General features: G+C 31.4%; 15 protein-coding genes and 1 pseudogene. All 16 read left to right on the forward strand.

Going from position 1 to position 19,361, the window contains the following annotated elements; genetic code table 11:
- The first annotated feature begins 85 nt into the window (after positions 1–85).
- Positions 86–1,576, forward strand: coding sequence for a nicotinate phosphoribosyltransferase (locus G9F70_RS05950; protein WP_164947383.1), 1,491 nt, complete (start codon positions 86–88; stop codon positions 1,574–1,576).
- Between the two features lie 42 nt (positions 1,577–1,618).
- Positions 1,619–4,306, forward strand: a complete 2,688-nt coding sequence (locus G9F70_RS05955) for a sigma 54-interacting transcriptional regulator (RefSeq protein WP_164947382.1) — start codon at positions 1,619–1,621, stop codon at positions 4,304–4,306.
- A 306-nt stretch (positions 4,307–4,612) separates the two neighbouring features.
- Positions 4,613–4,930: a PTS sugar transporter subunit IIB gene (locus G9F70_RS05960; protein ID WP_125003255.1), complete on the forward strand. Its 318-nt coding sequence runs from the start codon at positions 4,613–4,615 to the stop codon at positions 4,928–4,930.
- Positions 4,931–5,023: 93 nt separating this feature from the next.
- Positions 5,024–6,358, forward strand: coding sequence for a PTS cellobiose transporter subunit IIC (gene celB / locus G9F70_RS05965; protein WP_164947381.1), 1,335 nt, complete (start codon positions 5,024–5,026; stop codon positions 6,356–6,358).
- A 384-nt stretch (positions 6,359–6,742) separates the two neighbouring features.
- The gene (locus G9F70_RS05970) at positions 6,743–7,060 is read left to right on the forward strand and encodes a PTS lactose/cellobiose transporter subunit IIA (protein ID WP_164947380.1); all 318 of its coding nucleotides are present in this window, start codon (positions 6,743–6,745) and stop codon (positions 7,058–7,060) included.
- Positions 7,061–7,114: 54 nt separating this feature from the next.
- The gene (locus tag G9F70_RS05975; RefSeq protein WP_164947379.1) at positions 7,115–8,428 is read left to right on the forward strand and encodes a 6-phospho-beta-glucosidase; all 1,314 of its coding nucleotides are present in this window, start codon (positions 7,115–7,117) and stop codon (positions 8,426–8,428) included.
- A gap of 91 nt (positions 8,429–8,519) precedes the next feature.
- A complete protein-coding gene (locus G9F70_RS05980; RefSeq protein WP_125003262.1) occupies positions 8,520–8,780 on the forward strand; it encodes an HPr family phosphocarrier protein in 261 nt (86 codons plus the stop codon).
- A gap of 38 nt (positions 8,781–8,818) precedes the next feature.
- Positions 8,819–9,907: a DUF871 domain-containing protein gene (locus G9F70_RS05985; RefSeq protein WP_164947378.1), complete on the forward strand. Its 1,089-nt coding sequence runs from the start codon at positions 8,819–8,821 to the stop codon at positions 9,905–9,907.
- 143 nt (positions 9,908–10,050) lie between these two features.
- Positions 10,051–10,788, forward strand: coding sequence for a 2,3-diphosphoglycerate-dependent phosphoglycerate mutase (gene gpmA / locus G9F70_RS05990; RefSeq protein WP_164947377.1), 738 nt, complete (start codon positions 10,051–10,053; stop codon positions 10,786–10,788).
- Between the two features lie 151 nt (positions 10,789–10,939).
- Positions 10,940–12,697, forward strand: coding sequence for a sigma 54-interacting transcriptional regulator (locus tag G9F70_RS05995; protein ID WP_164947376.1), 1,758 nt, complete (start codon positions 10,940–10,942; stop codon positions 12,695–12,697).
- 273 nt (positions 12,698–12,970) lie between these two features.
- Complete coding sequence (locus tag G9F70_RS06000; protein WP_164947375.1) at positions 12,971–14,209, forward strand: threonine synthase; 1,239 nt, start codon at positions 12,971–12,973, stop codon at positions 14,207–14,209.
- Between the two features lie 29 nt (positions 14,210–14,238).
- The gene (locus G9F70_RS06005; RefSeq protein WP_164947374.1) at positions 14,239–15,726 is read left to right on the forward strand and encodes a pyridoxal-phosphate dependent enzyme; all 1,488 of its coding nucleotides are present in this window, start codon (positions 14,239–14,241) and stop codon (positions 15,724–15,726) included.
- Between the two features lie 146 nt (positions 15,727–15,872).
- Entirely contained in the window at positions 15,873–16,553 is a 681-nt protein-coding gene (locus G9F70_RS06010; RefSeq protein WP_164947373.1) for a response regulator transcription factor, read from the forward strand.
- A 2-nt stretch (positions 16,554–16,555) separates the two neighbouring features.
- Positions 16,556–17,929, forward strand: coding sequence for an ATP-binding protein (locus G9F70_RS06015; protein WP_164947372.1), 1,374 nt, complete (start codon positions 16,556–16,558; stop codon positions 17,927–17,929).
- A gap of 196 nt (positions 17,930–18,125) precedes the next feature.
- A pseudogene (locus G9F70_RS06020) lies at positions 18,126–18,353 on the forward strand (protein phosphatase); the annotation flags it as partial.
- Positions 18,354–18,831: 478 nt separating this feature from the next.
- A complete protein-coding gene (locus G9F70_RS06025; protein WP_164947370.1) occupies positions 18,832–19,221 on the forward strand; it encodes a hypothetical protein in 390 nt (129 codons plus the stop codon).
- Positions 19,222–19,361 lie beyond the last annotated feature (140 nt).

Below are 19,361 nucleotides of genomic sequence, written 5' to 3' on the forward strand. Positions count from 1 at the left end.
AAATATATTTCACTATGGGAAATGCAATCAAATGGTATAGAAGTAGTAGATAGTATAATTTAATAATTAAGAGGGAGCGATATAAATGAGTAAAATATTAAACAAATTCAATCTTAAAGATGAAAGAAACCTTTCAATGTTAATGGATTTTTATGAACTAACAATGTCAAATGGATATTTTGTAAATGGGCTTTCAGATACTATTGTGTATTTTGATATGTTTTACAGAAAGAATCCGGATGGAGCAGGTTACTCAATAGTTGCAGGATTGGAGCAACTTATTGATTTTATCAAAAAGCTTAAATTCACTGGAGAAGATATTGACTACTTAAGAAGTAAAGGAATTTTAGGGGAGGAATTTTTACAATACTTATTAACCTTTAAATTTACTGGAGATATTTATGCAATACCTGAAGGAACACCGGTATTTCCTAATGAAGCACTTGTAACTGTTAAATCTAAGGTAATTGATGCACAACTTATTGAAACAATGATTTTATTAACAGTTAATCATCAAAGCTTAATAGTTACTAAGGCTAATAGAATTGTTAGGGCTGCAAAAGGGAGACCAGTTTTAGAACTAGGAGCAAGAAGGGCACATGGAGCTGATGGAGCTATAATGGGCGCAAGAGCTTCTTATATAGGTGGCGTTGCGGGTACTGCCACTGTAATGGCAGAAACAATGTTTGGAGTTCCTGCAACTGGTACAATGGCTCATTCCTGGATACAATTATTTGGAGATGAATATAAGGCATTTGAAACCTATGCAAAAACTTACCCTGACTCCTGCACACTGCTTGTTGATACTTATAACGTTTTAAATAGTGGTATTCCTAATGCTATTAAAGTTTCGAGGGATGTGCTAGAACCTATTGGAATGAGATTAAAAGCAATTAGGCTAGACAGTGGGGACCTTTCATACCTTTCAAAGCAAGTGAGGATTATGCTTGACGATGCAGGTCTCATAGATTGTAAGATAGTAGCTTCAAACAGTTTAGATGAATATATCATTACTGATTTATTAAATCAAGGTGCTAAAATAGATATATTTGGTGTTGGTGAAAGAATGGTTACTGCTAAATCAGAACCGGTATTTGGTGGAGTTTATAAATTAGTAGCTGTTGAAGAAGATGGAGAGATTTCACCAAGAATTAAATTAAGTGAAAATGAAGAAAAAATTATCAACCCAGGATACAAAATGATTTGGAGATTATACGACAAGGATACACATAAGGCAATTGCTGATGTTATCACATTGGCGGAGGAGGTTATAAATGAATCAGCACCTTATAATATCTTTGACCCAGTTTATACTTGGAAGAAGAAAAAAGTCACCAATTTTTATGCTAAAAAGCTTCAAGTTCCAGTTTTCCTTAAGGGAGAATGTGTATATGAATTACCAACCATAGAAGAAATAAGAATTTACTGCAAAAATCAAGTAGACAGCATATGGGAGGAAGTTAGGAGATTTTCTAATCCTCATAAATACTATGTAGATTTATCTTTGGAACTTTGGCTTGTTAAACAGGAATTAATTCAAAGGTATAGGAATTCAGAAGAGAAAAACAAAAAGTAATTTATTATTCCCCAAAAAAAATAATAATGTAGGGGTGTAAATATGAAGAGAATTGATATTATTTATGAAAATTTAAAAGCTATATGTTATCAAGATGGAATTAATGCAAACGATTTAGCAGGAGTATTAGGGCTTACTAGAGCGAATGTAAGTAGTGATTTAAATAAATTATGTGTTGAAGGTAAAGTAAAAAAAAGTAATAGTAGACCTGTATTATTTACTGTTAATTATGAAAAGGTTCAGTGCAAGAATGAATGTGTATTTGACAGATATTTAAGAGAAAATAATAGTCTATCAGTAGCAGTTGAATACGCTAAGGCAGCTATATTATATCCGCCTAAAGGAATGCATACGCTGATTTTAGGCGAAACAGGTGTTGGAAAATCAATGTTTGCAGAGCTAATGTACAGATATGCATTAGAAGCAGGTAAAATCAAGAAGGATTCTCCATTTATAATTTTCAACTGTGCAGATTATTCAAATAATCCACAACTTCTTTTAAGTCAGTTATTTGGTGTGAAAAAAGGCGCATATACTGGGGCTGATAGCGATAGGCAGGGCTTAATAGAAAAATCACAGGGGGGGATATTATTTTTAGACGAAGTTCACAGATTACCATCTGAAGGTCAGGAAATGCTCTTTACAGTTATGGATAAGGGTATATTTAGAAGGCTTGGAGAAAGCGAAAAGGAAAGAACGTCAGAAGTGATGTTTATTTCAGCTACTACTGAAAATCCAGATTCTAGTTTGCTTACAACTTTTACAAGAAGAATTCCTATGATTATAAAAATACCTAGCTTAAAAGAACGCGGATTTCAAGAAAGATTTAAGTTAATAAGAACTTTTTTTACAGAAGAATCTCATAGGCTAAGCAGAGATATTTCAGTGTCTATTAATTCCTTAAGAGCACTTTTTAGTTATGATTGTAAAAATAATGTTGGACAGCTTAAAACAGATATTCAGCTTTCTTGTGCTAAGGCATATGCTGATTTTTTAAGCAATAAAAAACAGGTCGTAAAAATAAATAGCTCTGATTTGCCTGTTTATGTTAGAGAAGGTTTATATAAGGAAAAGGAGCATAGACAAATTTGGAATAGTATTATTGGTATACATAATAGGTATTACGTGTTTAATAATGAATGTAATGAGGATATTTTCGATTTTGAGAAAAAACAACAAAGCATATATGAGATTATTGATGAAAAGGCTAATGAATTAAGAGCTAAAGGAATTAGTGATATTTGTTTAGAAAAAATAATGGAAGAAGATATTGACAGATATTTCGCACAATATATAGGTAGAGTAAACAATAATATAAATGTATCTAATATTAAAAATTTAGTAGATCCATTTATTGTGCATGTGGTGGAAGAGATTTTAAAGTATAGTGAATTAAAGTTAAATAAAAGTTTTAGCCAAAAGGTATATTTTGGACTATCGTTCCATATAAAAACCCTTGTTGATAGAATTAAAAATAATAAAACAATAATTAACCCTCAAATTAAAAAAATTAAAAATGAATATAAAAATGAATTTAATGTAGCATTAGATTGCTTAAAGATAATAGAAAGCAATTTAGACATAAAATTACCAGTGGATGAGGCTGGATTTATAGCCATGTTTTTTGTATTAGACCATAAAAATATTCAAAATACAATTAATAACCCTGGTGTACTTGTTATAGCACATGGAAATAGTACGGCTACATCCATGGTACAAACTGCTAATACTCTCTTAGGAATAGAGTATGCTGTAGCTTTTGATGCACCTCTTGATGTTAGTGCTAATGAAATCTTAAATGAAGTAAGAGAATATGTAACAAAAGATACCAGAAAAGCTGGATATATTTTTTTAACTGATATGGGGTCATTAACTACTTTTGGTCAAATTATAGAAAAAGAATTTGAAATTCCAGTTAAAGTAATTTCTTTGGTTAGCACGCTGCATGTTATTGAAGCAACAAGAAAATCATCTCTTGGATATAAATTAGATGATATATATAGGGACTGCTATGACATAATGCCATTTGTTGAAAACGAAACCATAGAGAAAACAAAGTGTAAAACAATGGCAATAGTAACAATATGCATGACTGGAGAGGGAAGTGCAATAGCAATCAAAAATTTACTTTTGGACAACTTAAAAATTGATGATAAATTATGTGAAATTATTCCACTCAATTTAATTCATAAAGAAAAAATTGAGAGTAGAATAATTACACTCGGTAAAGAAAAGGAAATTATAGCAATAGTGTCCCATTTTAATATAAATACTGAAATACCTCAATTTAGCTTAGAACAAGTTATAGGGTTAAATGCTATTAGTGATATACAAAAAATAGTTGATATTCAAAGTACCTACTACGGTATGGGAAAAACCTTGAAAAATCATTTGAAAAATGTTGAGGGGGAAAAAGTTTTTCAAGATGTAGAACAGTTTATTTCTAAAATTCAAAAAAGTATAAAAGAAAAAATAGCTGTTGAAGATTTAATTGGTATTACCCTTCATATTAGTTGCATGATAGACAGATTAAAATCAGGAGAAAAATTTATAGAATATGGGGATAAAAACAAATACATCCATAACAACAAAGGCTTATATTATATAGTGAAAAATTCATTGTTCTTTATAGAAGAAAAATACAAGATAAATATAATGGATGATGAAGTATGCTATATTATGAATATAATAGAAAAAAGGAAAATGCAATTTGAAAAACTTGAAGAATAAAACACTATTTAATAGTGTTTAAAAAAAGTACATTGTAAACGAAATCATTAAAACAGTAAGTAAATTATTAAAACACTATAAAATATATTGAAAAAAAGTAAAACAGTGTAAAACATAGACTGTATTATGGTTAGTCGTAAGTTTCAATTTTATAAATATTTTGGATTAAAATAAGTAGCAACAATAATGGTTCCATAGCCGTAAATGGGTTGTAGGACTATCTATTAATTTAGCAACATGGTGTTTTGGCACAGATGTTGCTATTACTATATGTATACAAATTTAAAATGTGATGGGGGGTTGGAAATGAATATTTTATTATGCTGTGCAGGTGGAATGTCTACAAGTTTGCTAGTCAAAAAAATGCAAGAAGCTGCAGTACAAATGGGTATAGAGTCAAAAATATGGGCTATAGGGGAAGCTCAAGTAGTAGATAATATACAAAATGCAGATGTTTTATTATTAGGACCTCAAATTAGGTTTAAACTTAATGATTTGAAAAAAATGGGAAAAGAGCAACACATACCTGTTGAAGTAATTAGCATGATTGATTATGGAAGAATTAATGGAAAAGCTGTACTTGAGTATGCAATGAAGTTAATTGAACTTCAGAAGGAAAGTTAGTTCTATAGGAAAAGTGAAAATTACGGTGATTTATCATTGTTAAGGGGAGTAATAATTAATAATAATTATTATTAATTACAAGGGGGCATTAATGTGAATAAGATATTAGCATTTCTTGAAAAAAGACTCATGCCAGTTGCATCTAAAGTTGCGGCTCAAAGACATATGCAGGCAATGAGGGACGGTATGGTTTTAGGCATGCCACTTTTAATTGCAGGTTCTATATTCTTAATTTTATGTAACATACCTTTACCTAATGGTGCATGGCCAAAGTGGTTAGCAAGTACATTTGGACCAAATTTTCAGGGAATGTATTTAGCAGCACCGGCTCATGCTACTTTTTGGATATTTTCTCTAATAGTGTGTATGGGTATTTCTTATTATTTAGCTCAAAGTTATCATGTTGACCAACTACCAGCTGCGGTTATAGCCTTAGCATGCTTTTTTACAGTAACGCCGCAGGATTGTGGAGGCGTAAAAGGTGCCTGGGGAGTTTCTTTTGGTAATATGGGTCCTGGAGGAGTTTTTGTTGCAATTATAGTTGCATTTATATCAACAGAGGTATATAGACGTGTTATACAAAAAAATATAACTATAAAGATGCCAGAAAGTGTACCGCCAGCAATTGCAAAATCATTTGCAGCAATGATTCCGGGTATAGCGTGTATTTTTACTATGTTCATTATTCATTGCTTGTGTGGATTAACACCTTATGGAAATTTACACGCACTTATTACTAAATTAATACAAATACCACTTAGTAATTTAGGCACAAGTTTACCAGCAACATTACTTATTGTATTTTTAATTCATTTATTATGGATATGCGGACTTCATGGCGCAATTATAGTTGGTGGGTTAATGGAGCCAGTATGGTTAAGTTATATGGAAACAAATTTAAATTTATACAAAGCAGGTAGTCCAGTTACTCAAATTATTAGTAAGCAGTTTTTTGATTCATGGGTTTATGTAGGAGGATCAGGGGCTACTTTAGCACTAGTTATTTTAATGGTAGTAAGGGCTAAAAGTAAGCAAGGCAAAACTTTTGGTAAATCAGTTATTGGAAGTTCATTATTTAATATTAATGAGCCAGTTATATTTGGTATGCCAATTGTAATGAATGCATTACTTATTATTCCATTCATATTAACACCATTAGTGTTGGTTGTAGTTACTTATTTCTCTATGAAGTGGGGATTTGTAGCAAAACCAGTAGGAATAGTCGTACATTGGGCCACACCACCGATTATTGGAGGATTTCTAGCAACAGGTGGAAAAATATCGGGAGCTGTTCTTCAAATAGTTAACTTCGGAATAGCAATGGTTATATATTATCCTTTTTTCCTTGCATGGGACAAAAAGTGCGTACAAGAAGAAAGTCAAGCTACAACTACTTCAGCGAAAGCTAAAGCTAATGTGAATATCTGAAACTCCCACACATAAATGAATGGGGTTCTTAAATACTAAATAACTTCTTTTATACTCTCATTTATAATAAAAACTATAAATTACAACATATAAAAACTAATTATTTTCTTCAAGAATTTCACTATCAAGCATCACAATTGATACATTAACGATAGTATATGGCTCGTTTCAAAACCTAGGTATATTATATCCTACTAAAATAACCATGTCTAATGGTATATTTTAGTAGTGATATCCATACCACACCTAAAGAGAGTGGGATGGATAGCAGAAATTCTTTGTAATATTTTTTAAAATTGAGAATTGAGAATTGAGAGTGAAGAATTGAAAATATAATTAACTCTCAGCTCTTAATTCTCAATTAATAAAAAGGGGATGTTAATTATGGACAATGTGGATAATCAAGAAGTAATAATGCAACTTATAGTTTTAGGTGGAAACGCTAGAAGCATAAGTATGCAAGCAATAGTAGAAGCTAAAAATGGTAATATTTTAAAAGCAAAAGAAACCCTTAAGGAAGCATCAATAGAATTAAACAATGCTCACAAAATTCAAACACAGTTAATACAAAAGGAAATATCAGGACAAGGCGTAGAGATATCTCTATTAATGATACATGCCCAAGATCATTTGATGAATGCAATAACAGTAAAGGATTTGGCAACAGAATTTATTGCTTTATATGAAAAGATAGCAGACTAAGTAAGATGGAGTTGTGCATAGCTATATGTTATATATATAAAGGAGAGTGCATATATGATGGGGCTTAAAATTGTTACAATAGGTGGTGGTTCAAGTTATACACCAGAATTAATAGAGGGATTTATAAAAAGATATGATACATTACCAGTAACAGAAATTTGGCTTGTAGATATTGAAGAAGGCAGAGAAAAATTAAACATAATATGTGAATTAGCCAATAGGATGATTAAAAAATCAGGTTTACCAATTAGTGTTTATGGAACTTTAGACAGGACAACTGCATTAAAGGATGCTGATTTCGTAACTACTCAAATACGAGTAGGGGGACTAGAAGCTCGAATTCTAGATGAAAAAATTCCACTGAAATATAAAGTTATAGGACAAGAAACTAACGGGCCAGGGGGTCTATTTAAGGCTCTTAGAACTATTCCAGTTATATTAGACATAGCCGCGGAAATGGAAAAAATATGTCCTAATGCATGGCTTATAAATTTTACTAACCCAGCAGGGATGGTTACAGAAGCAGTTTTAAAATATGGAAAAATTAAAAAAGTAGTAGGGCTATGTAATGTACCTATACATATGGAAATGAATATTGCAAAAGCTTTAGAGGTAGAACCAAACCGTATACGTGTAGATTTTGCAGGACTAAACCATATGGTTTATGGACTTAATGTATATTTAGATGGGGCGCGCGTTACTGAAAAGGTTATAGACACTATTCTTAATGGTAATGTATCTATGTCTATGAAAAATATAATAGATTTAGACTGGGAAAAAGATTTTATAAAGGCATTAGGTGTACTCCCTTGTCCATACCATAGATACTACTATAAGGCAGATGAAATGTTAAACCATGAATTAAGTGAAGCAGAGACCCTAGGAACAAGAGGTGAGGTTGTAAAAGAAATTGAAAAAGAATTATTTGAACTTTATAAAGATCCAAATTTAGATATAAAGCCACCACAACTTGAAAAGCGTGGAGGCGCTTATTATAGTGATGCGGCTTGTAGATTAATTGAATCAATTTATAATGATAGGAAAGATATCCAAGTAGTTAATACTAGAAATAATGGTGCAATCTCAGGTATTCCGAGAGATTCAGCGGTTGAGATAAGCTGTGTTATTACAAAAGAGGGACCTGTACCATGCACCCTAAGTGAACTTCCTATAGCCACACAAGGACTTATAATGCAAATTAAAGCTTTTGAAATTATATCAGTAGAAGCTGCAATAACAGGTGATTATCATAAAGCATTACTCGCAATGACTATTAATCCATTAATTCCATCTGATACTTTGGCTAAGAAAATACTTGATGAAATGCTTGAGGCACATAAAAAATACTTACCAATATTTTATAAATGATGATTTAATGGTGATGTTAAATAAAAGTAATTATTTTTATAATTATAAAAAAATATTGATGTTAGATAATTTATGGAAAGGAGGAAATACATTGAAAAGTGAAAAAGTGATTTTGGGAAATGAAGTAGGACTTCACGCAAGACCTGCTGCTTTACTTATAAAAGAAGCATCAAAATATAAAAGTCAGATAAATATTATAAAAGAGGAAAAAAATTATAATGGAAAAAGTATAATATCAATTTTATCAATGGCTGCAATAAAAGGTGATGAGTTAACCGTATTAGCAGAGGGTGAAGATGAAGCAGAGGCAGTAAATTCACTTAAAGAATTTATAGCAAATTATAAGGACTAACTAGATTTTCTGAAAATATAATTGTGGAGGCAATAAAAATGAATAAACTTGGGATCTCAGTGTATCCTCATAATGGGAGCAAAGAAAAAAATTTAGCATATATTAAACTTTCAAGTGAATATGGATTTAAAAGGATGTTTACTTGCCTAATTTCTTTAGAGGATAGAAATTTAGAAAAGAGCATAATTGAATTTAAAGAAATTGTGGCTTTTGCAAATGAATGTGGTATGGAAGTAATTGCAGATGTTGAACCAGCTGTGTTTAATAAATTTGGAATAACTTTTCAAGATTTATCATTTTTTAAAGAACTAGGTGTATATGGTATAAGATTGGATTTAGGTTTTAGTGGAATAGAAGAATCTATTATGACGTTTAATCCCTATGGATTAAAAATTGAATTAAATATGAGTAATGGAAGCAAATATGTGGATAATATTTTATCTTATAAGCCTAATGTGGATAACATTTTAGGCTGTCATAATTTTTATCCTCATGTTTATACTGGATTAAGTTATGAACACTTTACAAAGTGTAGCAAACAGTTTAAAGAATTAGGCATTAGGACTGCTGCTTTTATAAATTCTAAAGTGGCTAAGTTTGGGCCTTGGCCTGTATCCGAAGGACTTTGCACTTTAGAAATGCATAGAAATTTACCAATAGAAATACAGGCTAAGCATTTATTATGTACTGGAGTAATTGATGATATAATCATAGGCAATGCATTTGCAAGTGAAGAGGAATTACAAAAATTAAGTAAGATAAATAAAGACATGTTGCAATTTACAGTAGAATTGCAGGACAATATTCCGGAATTGGAAAGAAAAATTGTTTTGGAAGAGTTTCATTTCAATCGTGGTGATGTATCAGAGTATGTTGCTAGATCCACGCAAAGTAGAGTCAAGTACAAAGATTGCGAATTTCCCACTTTTAACACTCCTGATATTAAAAGAGGAGACGTTTTAATTGAATCTTCCTTATATACAAGGTATGCAGGAGAACTTCAAATTGCATTAAAAGACATGGAAAATAGCGGTAAAACTAATGTGGTTGGAAAAATTGCAAAAGAAGAAATCTTTTTATTAGAATACTTAGAGCCTTGGATGAAATTTGGATTTGTGGAAAAATAATAGAAGTGCCAGGCACTTGGTAAAAAATGTAAATATGGGTGAATTATAGTTAGTTAGCTTTATTGGATATGTACAATGATTTGGAGTATAATAATCTAAATACAAATAATCGTAGTATATAAATTAATAAAGGAGTGATCAAGTTGATTAAGCTAGTATTAATAAGACATGGCGAAAGCCTTTGGAATAAAGAAAATAGATTTACCGGTTGGACAGATGTAGATTTATCAGAAAATGGTTTAATTGAGGCAAGGAAAGCAGGTGAAATTCTTAAACAAAATGGGTATACCTTTGACATAGCATATACTTCTGTGTTAAAAAGGGCAATTAGAACTCTTTGGATTGCACTGCATGAGATGGATTTAATGTGGATTCCTGTATACAAGTCATGGAAGCTGAATGAAAGACATTATGGCGCATTGCAGGGTTTAAACAAGACGGAAACTGCAGAAAAGTATGGAGATGAGCAAGTCCATAAATGGAGAAGATATGTAGATGTAAGACCACCAGAACTTTTGAAAACTGATGATAGATATCCAGGTAAGGAATTAAAATATAGTGAATTAAGAGAAGATGAGATTCCTACAACTGAAAGTTTAGAGGATACTGTAAAGAGAGTGATGGTTGAATGGTTTGGAGAAATAGCACCCAAAATCAAAGAGGGTAAGAAGGTTATAATTTCTGCACATGGAAATACTTTAAGAGCACTAGTGAAATATCTGGATAACATATCTAGTGATAATATTGTAAATTTGAATATACCTACAGGTATTCCACTTGTATATGAACTAGATGATAATTTGAAGCCTATTCGGCACTATTATTTAGAGCTAGATGGCAAGTTGCCTCAAGATGCAATTCCAAAAACATTTAAGGAATAAAATCATACTTATAATTCAAAAAAAGCCCCTAGCTTAATTTACTTACTAATTAAGATATAGGCTTTTTTTTACTTTACTTAAATATACAAAAAGTTTAAAATCAGTATTAGGTACAGTTTAAATTATTATTTGCGAAGGAGGAGTAACAGTATTGAACTCCATATTGAAAAATATACAGGAAGCAGTAATTAAATATGCAAATATTATATCCCAGATTCTTCAGGTAGAAGTTGAAATAGTAGATGATAATTTAATTAGAATAGCAGGTACAGGAATCTATAAAGATAAAATAGATGAAGATATATCGAAAGAAGGGTACGTTTATAGAAAGGTTATAAAATCTGGAGAATCACAGATTATATATGAGCCAGGAAAAGATGAACTTTGCATCCCTTGCCCTAAAAGAGAATTCTGTGGAGAAGAATTTGAAATGAGTACACCTATAAAGATAAATGAGGATACTATAGGGGTAATTGGTTTAATATGTAGTAACAACGATCAAAAGGAACATCTAATGGCAAGCTTTGATATATACATGGCCTTCCTTCATCAGATTTCTGAGTTTATAAGTAGTACCGCCTATGAAAAAAGAGAAAAAATGAGAGCACAGACCTTGCTACAACTCCTGAATTTTGTTGTAGATAAAATTGAGCAAGGTGTAATTATACTAGACAAAGACAATTGTATTACCAATATAAATGAAAATGGTTTAAAAGAACTAAATTTATCAGGAAATTTTATAAATCATAAAGTTCAAATTAAGATAAGTGGAGATAACGTTTTTGATCTTCAGGAATACAAACTAATGGTAGATAAAGAGGTTTTCTTTGTTATTGGTAGCATATACCCTATAAAATTTAATGAAGCGCAATATGATAGGATGTTTTTCTTTCAAGATGCAAAAAAATTCAAAGAAAAGTTATCAAATTTTGCGGCCTTTAATAAAATAATAAAGAGTGTGGACATTTTTGGTGAATCAGAACAAATTTTAAAATTAAAGCAAAAGGTTAAGAAAATTGCAATGTCTTCATCTACAGTTCTTATAACTGGAGAAAGTGGTACTGGAAAAGAGATGTTTGCAAGAGCTATACACGATGAAAGTAACAGGAAGGACAAGCCTTTTATTGCTATAAATTGTGGTGCTATTCCAGATATGCTTCTGGAAAGCGAACTTTTTGGATATGCGAAAGGCGCATTTACAGGTGCAGATCCTATGGGTAAAATGGGCAAGTTTGAATTCGCGAGTAAAGGTACCATATTGCTAGATGAGATTGGGGATATGCCTCTTTACCTTCAAGCTAAACTCTTAAGAGTCCTGCAAGAGAGAAGTATTACAAGAATAGGTTCAAATAAAACTATTGATATTGATGTTAGGGTCATTGCAGCAACAAATAAAGATTTAGTAAAAGCCATAAAGGAAAACAAATTTAGAGAGGATTTATACTATAGATTAAATGTAATCCCTCTTGAAATTCCTCCACTAAGAGAAAGAAAGGAAGACATAAAACTACTTATAGAAACTTTTATTGAAAAATATTGCAGTTTATTCAACAAAAACTTTTTAGATATAAAATTAGGGGGTGACATATGGCAAATATTTTATAACTATGAATGGCCAGGTAATGTACGAGAACTAGAGAATACTGTGGAATATATTATTAATATGATGGGTACTGATGGTATAATAACAAAAGAAATTTTACCTAAAAGTATTTTTCATAATGCAACTAATATTTTTAATAATGAGGATGAGATATATACACTAAAATATCTTGAAAAAAACGCAATAAAAAATGCACTAGAAAAATGTGGTGAAACCACTGAAGGTAAAAAAAATGCAGCTATGAAACTTGGTATAGGAATAGCAACATTATACAGAAAAATTGAAGAATACAATTTATCAAAATGATAAATTATTATTCATTAACACTTTTAAAGATTGAAAATTCAGAAAAAGAATACTTTTATCATAATGATAATATTTATCATTATGATATTTTTTTTTAAAAAATTGAAAAAATACCTACTTTAAGCGTTGATATCAGCTATGTAGCTACTCCATAATTTGGCACAATTGTTGCTTGGTAAATTATAGATTCACAATTTAAATTTTCTATATATAAGTATGAATAAACTCGTCTTTACAGTTTGTGTAAAAAAATAAAAAAGGTAGAGGTGAAACATGAAAAAAATTAAGCACTTGAAATGCTCCAAATGTGGAGCGGTTGTAAGCGAAGAAGTCATGTATAATTGTCCTCATTGTGGCACTTCCGGCACCCTTGATGTTATTTATGATATGGAGCTCATTAAGAATGAGCTGACTAAAGAATATTTAAAGAAAAATAAAAATACTAATATATGGAGGTATATACCAATTCTTCCTTTAGAGGGATTAACAGGAGTGGCACCGCTTCAAATAGGAATGTCGCCTTTATATAAATCTAGCAGACTTGAAAAACTTTCAAATATAAAAAATATTTATGTGAAAGATGAAGGAAGAAATCCTACTGCCTCCTTTAAGGACAGGGCTTCAGCAGTTGGTATTGCGAAAGCTATTGAACTTAAAAAAGATGTAATATGTGCTGCCTCCACAGGTAATGCAGCATCTTCAGTATCTGGCTTTGCCGCTTGTATGGGTATTGAAAATTATATTTTTGTTCCAGAGGCAATTCCAGAAGGAAAGCTTGCACAACTTTTAATATTTGGAAGCAAAGTAATTCTAGTGGATGGAGATTATGACACAGCCTTTGATTTCTGCCTAAAGGCAGTAGATCATTTTGGATGGTATAACAGAAGCTGCGCCATTAACCCATATTTGGTTGAGGGAAAGAAAACAGCAGCTTTTGAAATATGTGAGCAGCTAGATTTCAAAGTTCCTGATAAGGTAATTATGTCCGTTGGTGATGGTTGCTCTATTGCAGGAGTGTGGAAGGGCTTCAAAGAATTCTATGACCTTGGCCTAATTGATAAGTTACCAGCAATGGTATCAGTACAAGCGGAGGGATCCAATCCTGTGAACAGAGCGTTTAGAAATAATAAAAGTGAGTTCGACTATGTAACTCCAATAACAATAGCAGATAGTATTTCCGTGGGAATACCAAGAAACGGATATAAAGCACTTAATGCGTTAAAGGAAAGCGGTGGAATTGCAGTAGATGTTAGTGATAGTGAAATATTAAATGCCATGACGGTGCTTGCAAGACATACAGGGGTATTTGGAGAACCAGCAGGTGTAACAGCTTTTGCAGGGCTTATGAAACTCGCAAGTACTGGAGCTATAAGGCCAGAGGAAAGTGTAGCTTTTATTGTTTCAGGTAGTGGCCTCAAGGATGTAAAATCTGCTCAAATGGCAGTTTCAAAGCCAGATAAAATTAAGCCGGAATTAGACTTACTTATTAAATATTTTGAAGAAAATAAATAAAATTATATATACACAGAGGAGGTTTTTAAGTGGAAAAATTAATAGATTTAACAATTAATGAGGAGCAACTTAAAAAAACCGTAGAGAGTGCTAAAGAAAGAAATGTTATTATACCAACTTTTGCTCAGATGAAGGACCCTAGCAAGATATTTGAAGAAATTAAAGAAAAGTTGAAGACTACTGGGTTATGGGATATTGACCCTGTTAATTTGTTCAGAATTTCATGGAAAAATCAGCCTGTAAAGCAGGGTGGACTATACAACGAGCTACCAAACTATATCGAGATTCCGTCAGAAATATCAGGTGTTAAAGCAAGGATTTTTGCTATGGTTGGGAAATATTTTCCTGTTGGATGCCATAAGGTTGGAGCAAGTTTTGCTTGCCTTGTTCCACGTTTAGTTACGGGTCAATTTGATCCTACCTATCACGAAGCAGTTTGGCCATCAACAGGTAATTACTGTCGTGGTGGAGCATATAACTCTGCGTTACTTGGATGCAAATCCATTGCTATATTACCCGAAAATATGAGCAAAGAACGTTTTGACTGGCTTTCAAAAGTAGCTGGAGAAGTTATTGCAACTCCCGGTTGTGAAAGTAATGTAAAAGAAATTTATGATAAGACCTGGGAACTCAAAAATACTAGAGATAATGTTGTGATATTTAACCAGTTTGGTGAACTTGGTAATCATTTATGGCATTATGAAGTAACTGGAAATGCTATGAATGATGTGATCAAAGCGGAGGCTGGTCCAAAGGGAAAACTTGCTGGCATATGCTTAACATCGGGTTCAGCAGGCACACTTGGAAGTGCAGACTTTTTAAAAGATCAATACCCAAATGCTAAAATTGCAGTGGGTGAAGCGCTTCAATGCCCAACACTACTTAATAATGGTTTTGGTGATCACAGAATTGAAGGTATTGGTGATAAGCATATTCCTTGGATTCATAATGTACGCAATACAGATATGGTTATTGCTATTGATGATAATGATGCACTAGCTATGTTTAAACTCTTTAATGAACCAGCTGGTAAGGCGTATTTAAAACAGCAAGGTATTTCAGCAGATCTTACTTCTAAACTTTCATACATTGGTATATCTGGTGCAGCAAATATTCTATCTTGTATTAAATTTGCTAAGTATTATGAGTTAACAGAAAATGATATGGTAATTACTGTTCTTACAGATTCTGCAGAAATGTATGGATCAAGACTAGCAGAAATGCAAACAGAAAGAGGTAGAGATTATTCAGAAGTTGATGCTGCCATTGACCATAACAGAAGTGTTTTAGGTGTTAGAACAGATAGTATGGAAGAATTAACATACCAAGGTAAAAAACGAATTCACAATCTTAAGTACTACACTTGGATTGAACAACAAAAGTATGATTTGGATGAATTAAATGCACAATGGTATGACTATGATAATTATTGGGGAAAATTACATCTGATGGGGCCAGAACTAGATAAGCTTATTGAACAATTCAATGAAAGAACTGGACTTATAAAGACAAAGTAATCAATAAAATAGAAGCTATTGCTTAGGTGCAACAGCTTTTATTTTATTAGGAAAAATATATATTTATGCTTTAAAAGTATATAATATAAAATGTATTACGTGTTATACCTACATCATGTATAATAGTATAAAAAGAAGGTGATAATTTGAAGGATTTTAGTATTCTTTTAGTGGAAGATGAAAAGCTAATGTCAATGTTTGTTGAAATGGAATTAAGCCATGAGGGATATAAAGTTGATTTAGCCTGGGATGGACGCGAAGGCCTAAATATAGCAGAGGAAAATCAGTATGATTTAATACTCCTTGATATTATGATACCAGGAATTAATGGAATTGAGGTTTGCAGAAGAATAAGAGAATCGTCAATGGTACCTATAATTATGCTTACTGCAAAAAGCGATATATCAGACAAGGTTTTAGGACTGGATGCAGGTGCAAATGATTATCTTACAAAACCCTTTGCAATAGAAGAACTATTAGCACGAATTAGAGTGTATGAAAGGAATAAATCCATAAGCAATAGTAGAGATGAAATCAAAGTTAGAGATATTGTCATGGACAATAAAGCTCACAATGTTAAGCGCGGTGGAATGGAAATTGAACTTACTAAAAAGGAGTATGACCTTTTAGAGATGCTGTTAATAAATAAAGATGTTGTACTTACACGTGTACAACTAATTGAGAAGGTATGGGGTTATGACTATATAGGGGATACTAATGTAGTAGATGTGTTTATAAGATATTTGCGAAGTAAAATTGATGATGGATTTGAAGATAAACTTATAACTACTATAAGAGGGGTAGGATATGTTGTTAAAGGTGATTAATTATGGATTTTAAAATCATTAAAAGTGCAAAAGTTTCTGTGAAATTAACTATAGTTTATGCTGTGATGTTCTCGCTCGTATTGCTGATTTTAAATGCTTCAATATTATACGGGACAAAATATTACTTGTATAGCCAGGCAAGTAAGCAAATAGATGATGTTAAAATAATGGTATTAAATAAGGCTGTGTCAAAGATTGAACAGGTAGATTTATCCGATAAAAAAATAATTTCAGATGTTCCATCTAAAGAAAATATATCCATAAGGATACTAAAAGAAGATGGAAAGGTATTAAACATATCAAAGGAATTTAATTATAGTATTAAAACTGAAGAACCACTTGATAAAGTGAAAAATTTCAAAGAGCATGATAAGCATCTGGTATTTAAAAATTTAAGAATTGAAACTGTGAAAAATGGACCAACATATATTCAAATAGTGAAGGATATGGAGAATGAATATGACTTCATGAAAATTCTATTTGCACTTATGGCAATAGCTGACTTTATAGGGATTATTGCTTCGATTATATTAGGATATAGTATAAGCAAAAAAATGTTGGAACCTATTGATTATATAACTAAAGCTGCTGATAATATTAGTATTAATAATTTAAGGGAAAGAATAGAGGTCACAGGTCCCGATGATGAACTTAAAAGACTAGGTAATACTTTTAATAAAATGATAGATAGGCTCCAGGGAGCTTTTGACAGGCAAATTCAATTTGTATCCGATGCATCCCATGAGCTTAGAACTCCTATTGCAGTTATTCAAGGGTATGCAAACCTACTTGATAGATGGGGGAAAGATGATAGGCAGGCCTTAGAAAAATCTATTCATGCTATTAAGCTAGAAAGTAGTAATATGGAAAACTTAGTTGAAAAACTATTATTTCTTGCAAAAGGTGATAGTGGAAATCAAATAATAGAGAAAAGTGAATTTTGGCTAAATGAGCTTATTTCCGAAGTGGTGAGTGAAAGTGTGATTATAGATCCTAGCCATATAATATCCAGTGGGAAAAATGATGCTGCATTTATATTCGGAGATTATAAAATGATAAAGCAAATGCTTAGGATATTCATTGAAAATAGTATTAAATTCACACCAGAACAAGGGAAAATTGATATAAGTTCAGAAATCCAGGATAAAACAGTAAAAATTACTGTTAGTGACAGTGGCGTAGGAATACCAAAAGGCGAAATTCAAAATATATTTGAAAGATTTTACATTGTAGATAAATCTAGATCTAAAGAAAAAGGTGGCACAGGCCTTGGACTATCTATTGCTAAATGGATTGTAGAGGTGCATAGTGGAACTATAAATGTAGAAAGTGAGGAAGGCAGTGGAACTAAGATAACTATAATATTAAACACCTAGGGAGCATATCATACTAATTGAGTTACATTCATAAAAGGTTAAAACTATTATACAAGATATAATAAATGAAGTCAGTATCAAAATTATTTTTCATGCATAATATATAATGAAATTTATTTTTATGGAGGACATATATGTACTGGTATCCTTATTTTTATAATTATAAAATGATGATACCTGGCTTGATTTTCACTAAATTCAACAATCGCCATGCAAAGTTGAAGCCATAAAAGATTATGGTATAATGACCAAATCCCTAATATTTTATGAGGATAAAATAAACGATACAACTCTTCCCGATAGAATATTTTCATCCGTGGAAAAGGAATCTATTTGCTTAGGTTGGGTACCAGACGAAATTATTAATGTCAGTACAACTTCAAAATATGGTATTAGTATGGTTGCTGCAGACTGGTCTTATAATTTCTTCCTAAACTTTTTTCTGAATTTAAATTGAAGACTTCCGACAATTTAAGTTGTTCACAAAGACCCACCCAAAAATTCATTCAGCGGAATATAAGTTAAACACTAGTACCATTTGATTATCTGCTAATATTACCGTTTACTTACCTAAAAACTGTCCACATTATAAAGAAATATCCATTACGTGATTTTTTATTGTTAAACTTACGGTTTTTTGTTAACAGAAACACTTATAATGTCATAGATTGGTAGTGAAGATATATATATTATGTAAAAACCCATTAATTAAACTAATTATGAATTTATAATAAAGGCATTTTAAGATATTAATCTGATTTAGGAGAACATATATCAATGTATAAGCCTTGTGTTAAAAATATATTGTAATGATATATGTAACTATAAAATTTCTGAATGACCAACTCAGTATTAGTACGTATTGTCGCATTTTAAATTTATATATAAAGGAGTTTTGATAAATGGGTAAAGATGCTAATTTTGATAAATGTTCATGTGAGTTATGTAGCAATATTAATGTAGATCCAATAGACATGGAAAAACATGGTGCCAAATTATTAACTGTAAGAATACAAGTAAACAACGTATGCTTTGAGAAAAAAGTATGTGTTGCATGCATTATATATGATAATTGCCACAGGATACTTACTTTTAGAGGTTTTACTACAATAGTATGTAAAGATGATAAATGTGATAAAGATCAATGTGGTACTATTAGACGTAAACTAGTGTTTGTACTTCCAGACGATATTGAAGACCCAGAAGAATTAGATATCCGTTGTGCAGCCAATTATATATATCCATGTGAATCAAATAATAGGTGCCTATGTAAAGATATAATGAAGATATAAAATATTTATATCTTCAATTATCCAAATAGAGGGTTACAATTTAAGCCTAGCGTAATTGCTAGGCTTCTTTTTTAATGAAAGAATACCACGGGCTATGCCTGTGGTTCTAAAAAGCTTATAGCTATACGTAGAAAAAAACA

It is taken from the genome of Clostridium sp. FP1 (genome assembly GCF_011065975.2).
In the GTDB taxonomy this organism is placed as follows: Bacteria; Bacillota; Clostridia; order Clostridiales; family Clostridiaceae; genus Clostridium_AD; species Clostridium_AD tagluense.

Bases quoted from the DNA above. Each gene is read 5' to 3' on its own strand.
- G9F70_RS05950 (WP_164947383.1), top strand. From the start codon at position 86: ATGAGTAAAATATTAAACAAATTCAATCTTAAAGATGAAAGAAACCTT.
- G9F70_RS05955 (WP_164947382.1), top strand. From the start codon at position 1,619: ATGAAGAGAATTGATATTATTTATGAAAATTTAAAAGCTATATGTTAT.
- G9F70_RS05960 (WP_125003255.1), top strand. From the start codon at position 4,613: ATGAATATTTTATTATGCTGTGCAGGTGGAATGTCTACAAGTTTGCTA.
- G9F70_RS05970 (WP_164947380.1), top strand. From the start codon at position 6,743: ATGGACAATGTGGATAATCAAGAAGTAATAATGCAACTTATAGTTTTA.
- G9F70_RS05975 (WP_164947379.1), top strand. From the start codon at position 7,115: ATGATGGGGCTTAAAATTGTTACAATAGGTGGTGGTTCAAGTTATACA.
- G9F70_RS05985 (WP_164947378.1), top strand. From the start codon at position 8,819: ATGAATAAACTTGGGATCTCAGTGTATCCTCATAATGGGAGCAAAGAA.
- G9F70_RS06000 (WP_164947375.1), top strand. From the start codon at position 12,971: ATGAAAAAAATTAAGCACTTGAAATGCTCCAAATGTGGAGCGGTTGTA.
- G9F70_RS06015 (WP_164947372.1), top strand. From the start codon at position 16,556: ATGGATTTTAAAATCATTAAAAGTGCAAAAGTTTCTGTGAAATTAACT.
- G9F70_RS06025 (WP_164947370.1), top strand. From the start codon at position 18,832: ATGGGTAAAGATGCTAATTTTGATAAATGTTCATGTGAGTTATGTAGC.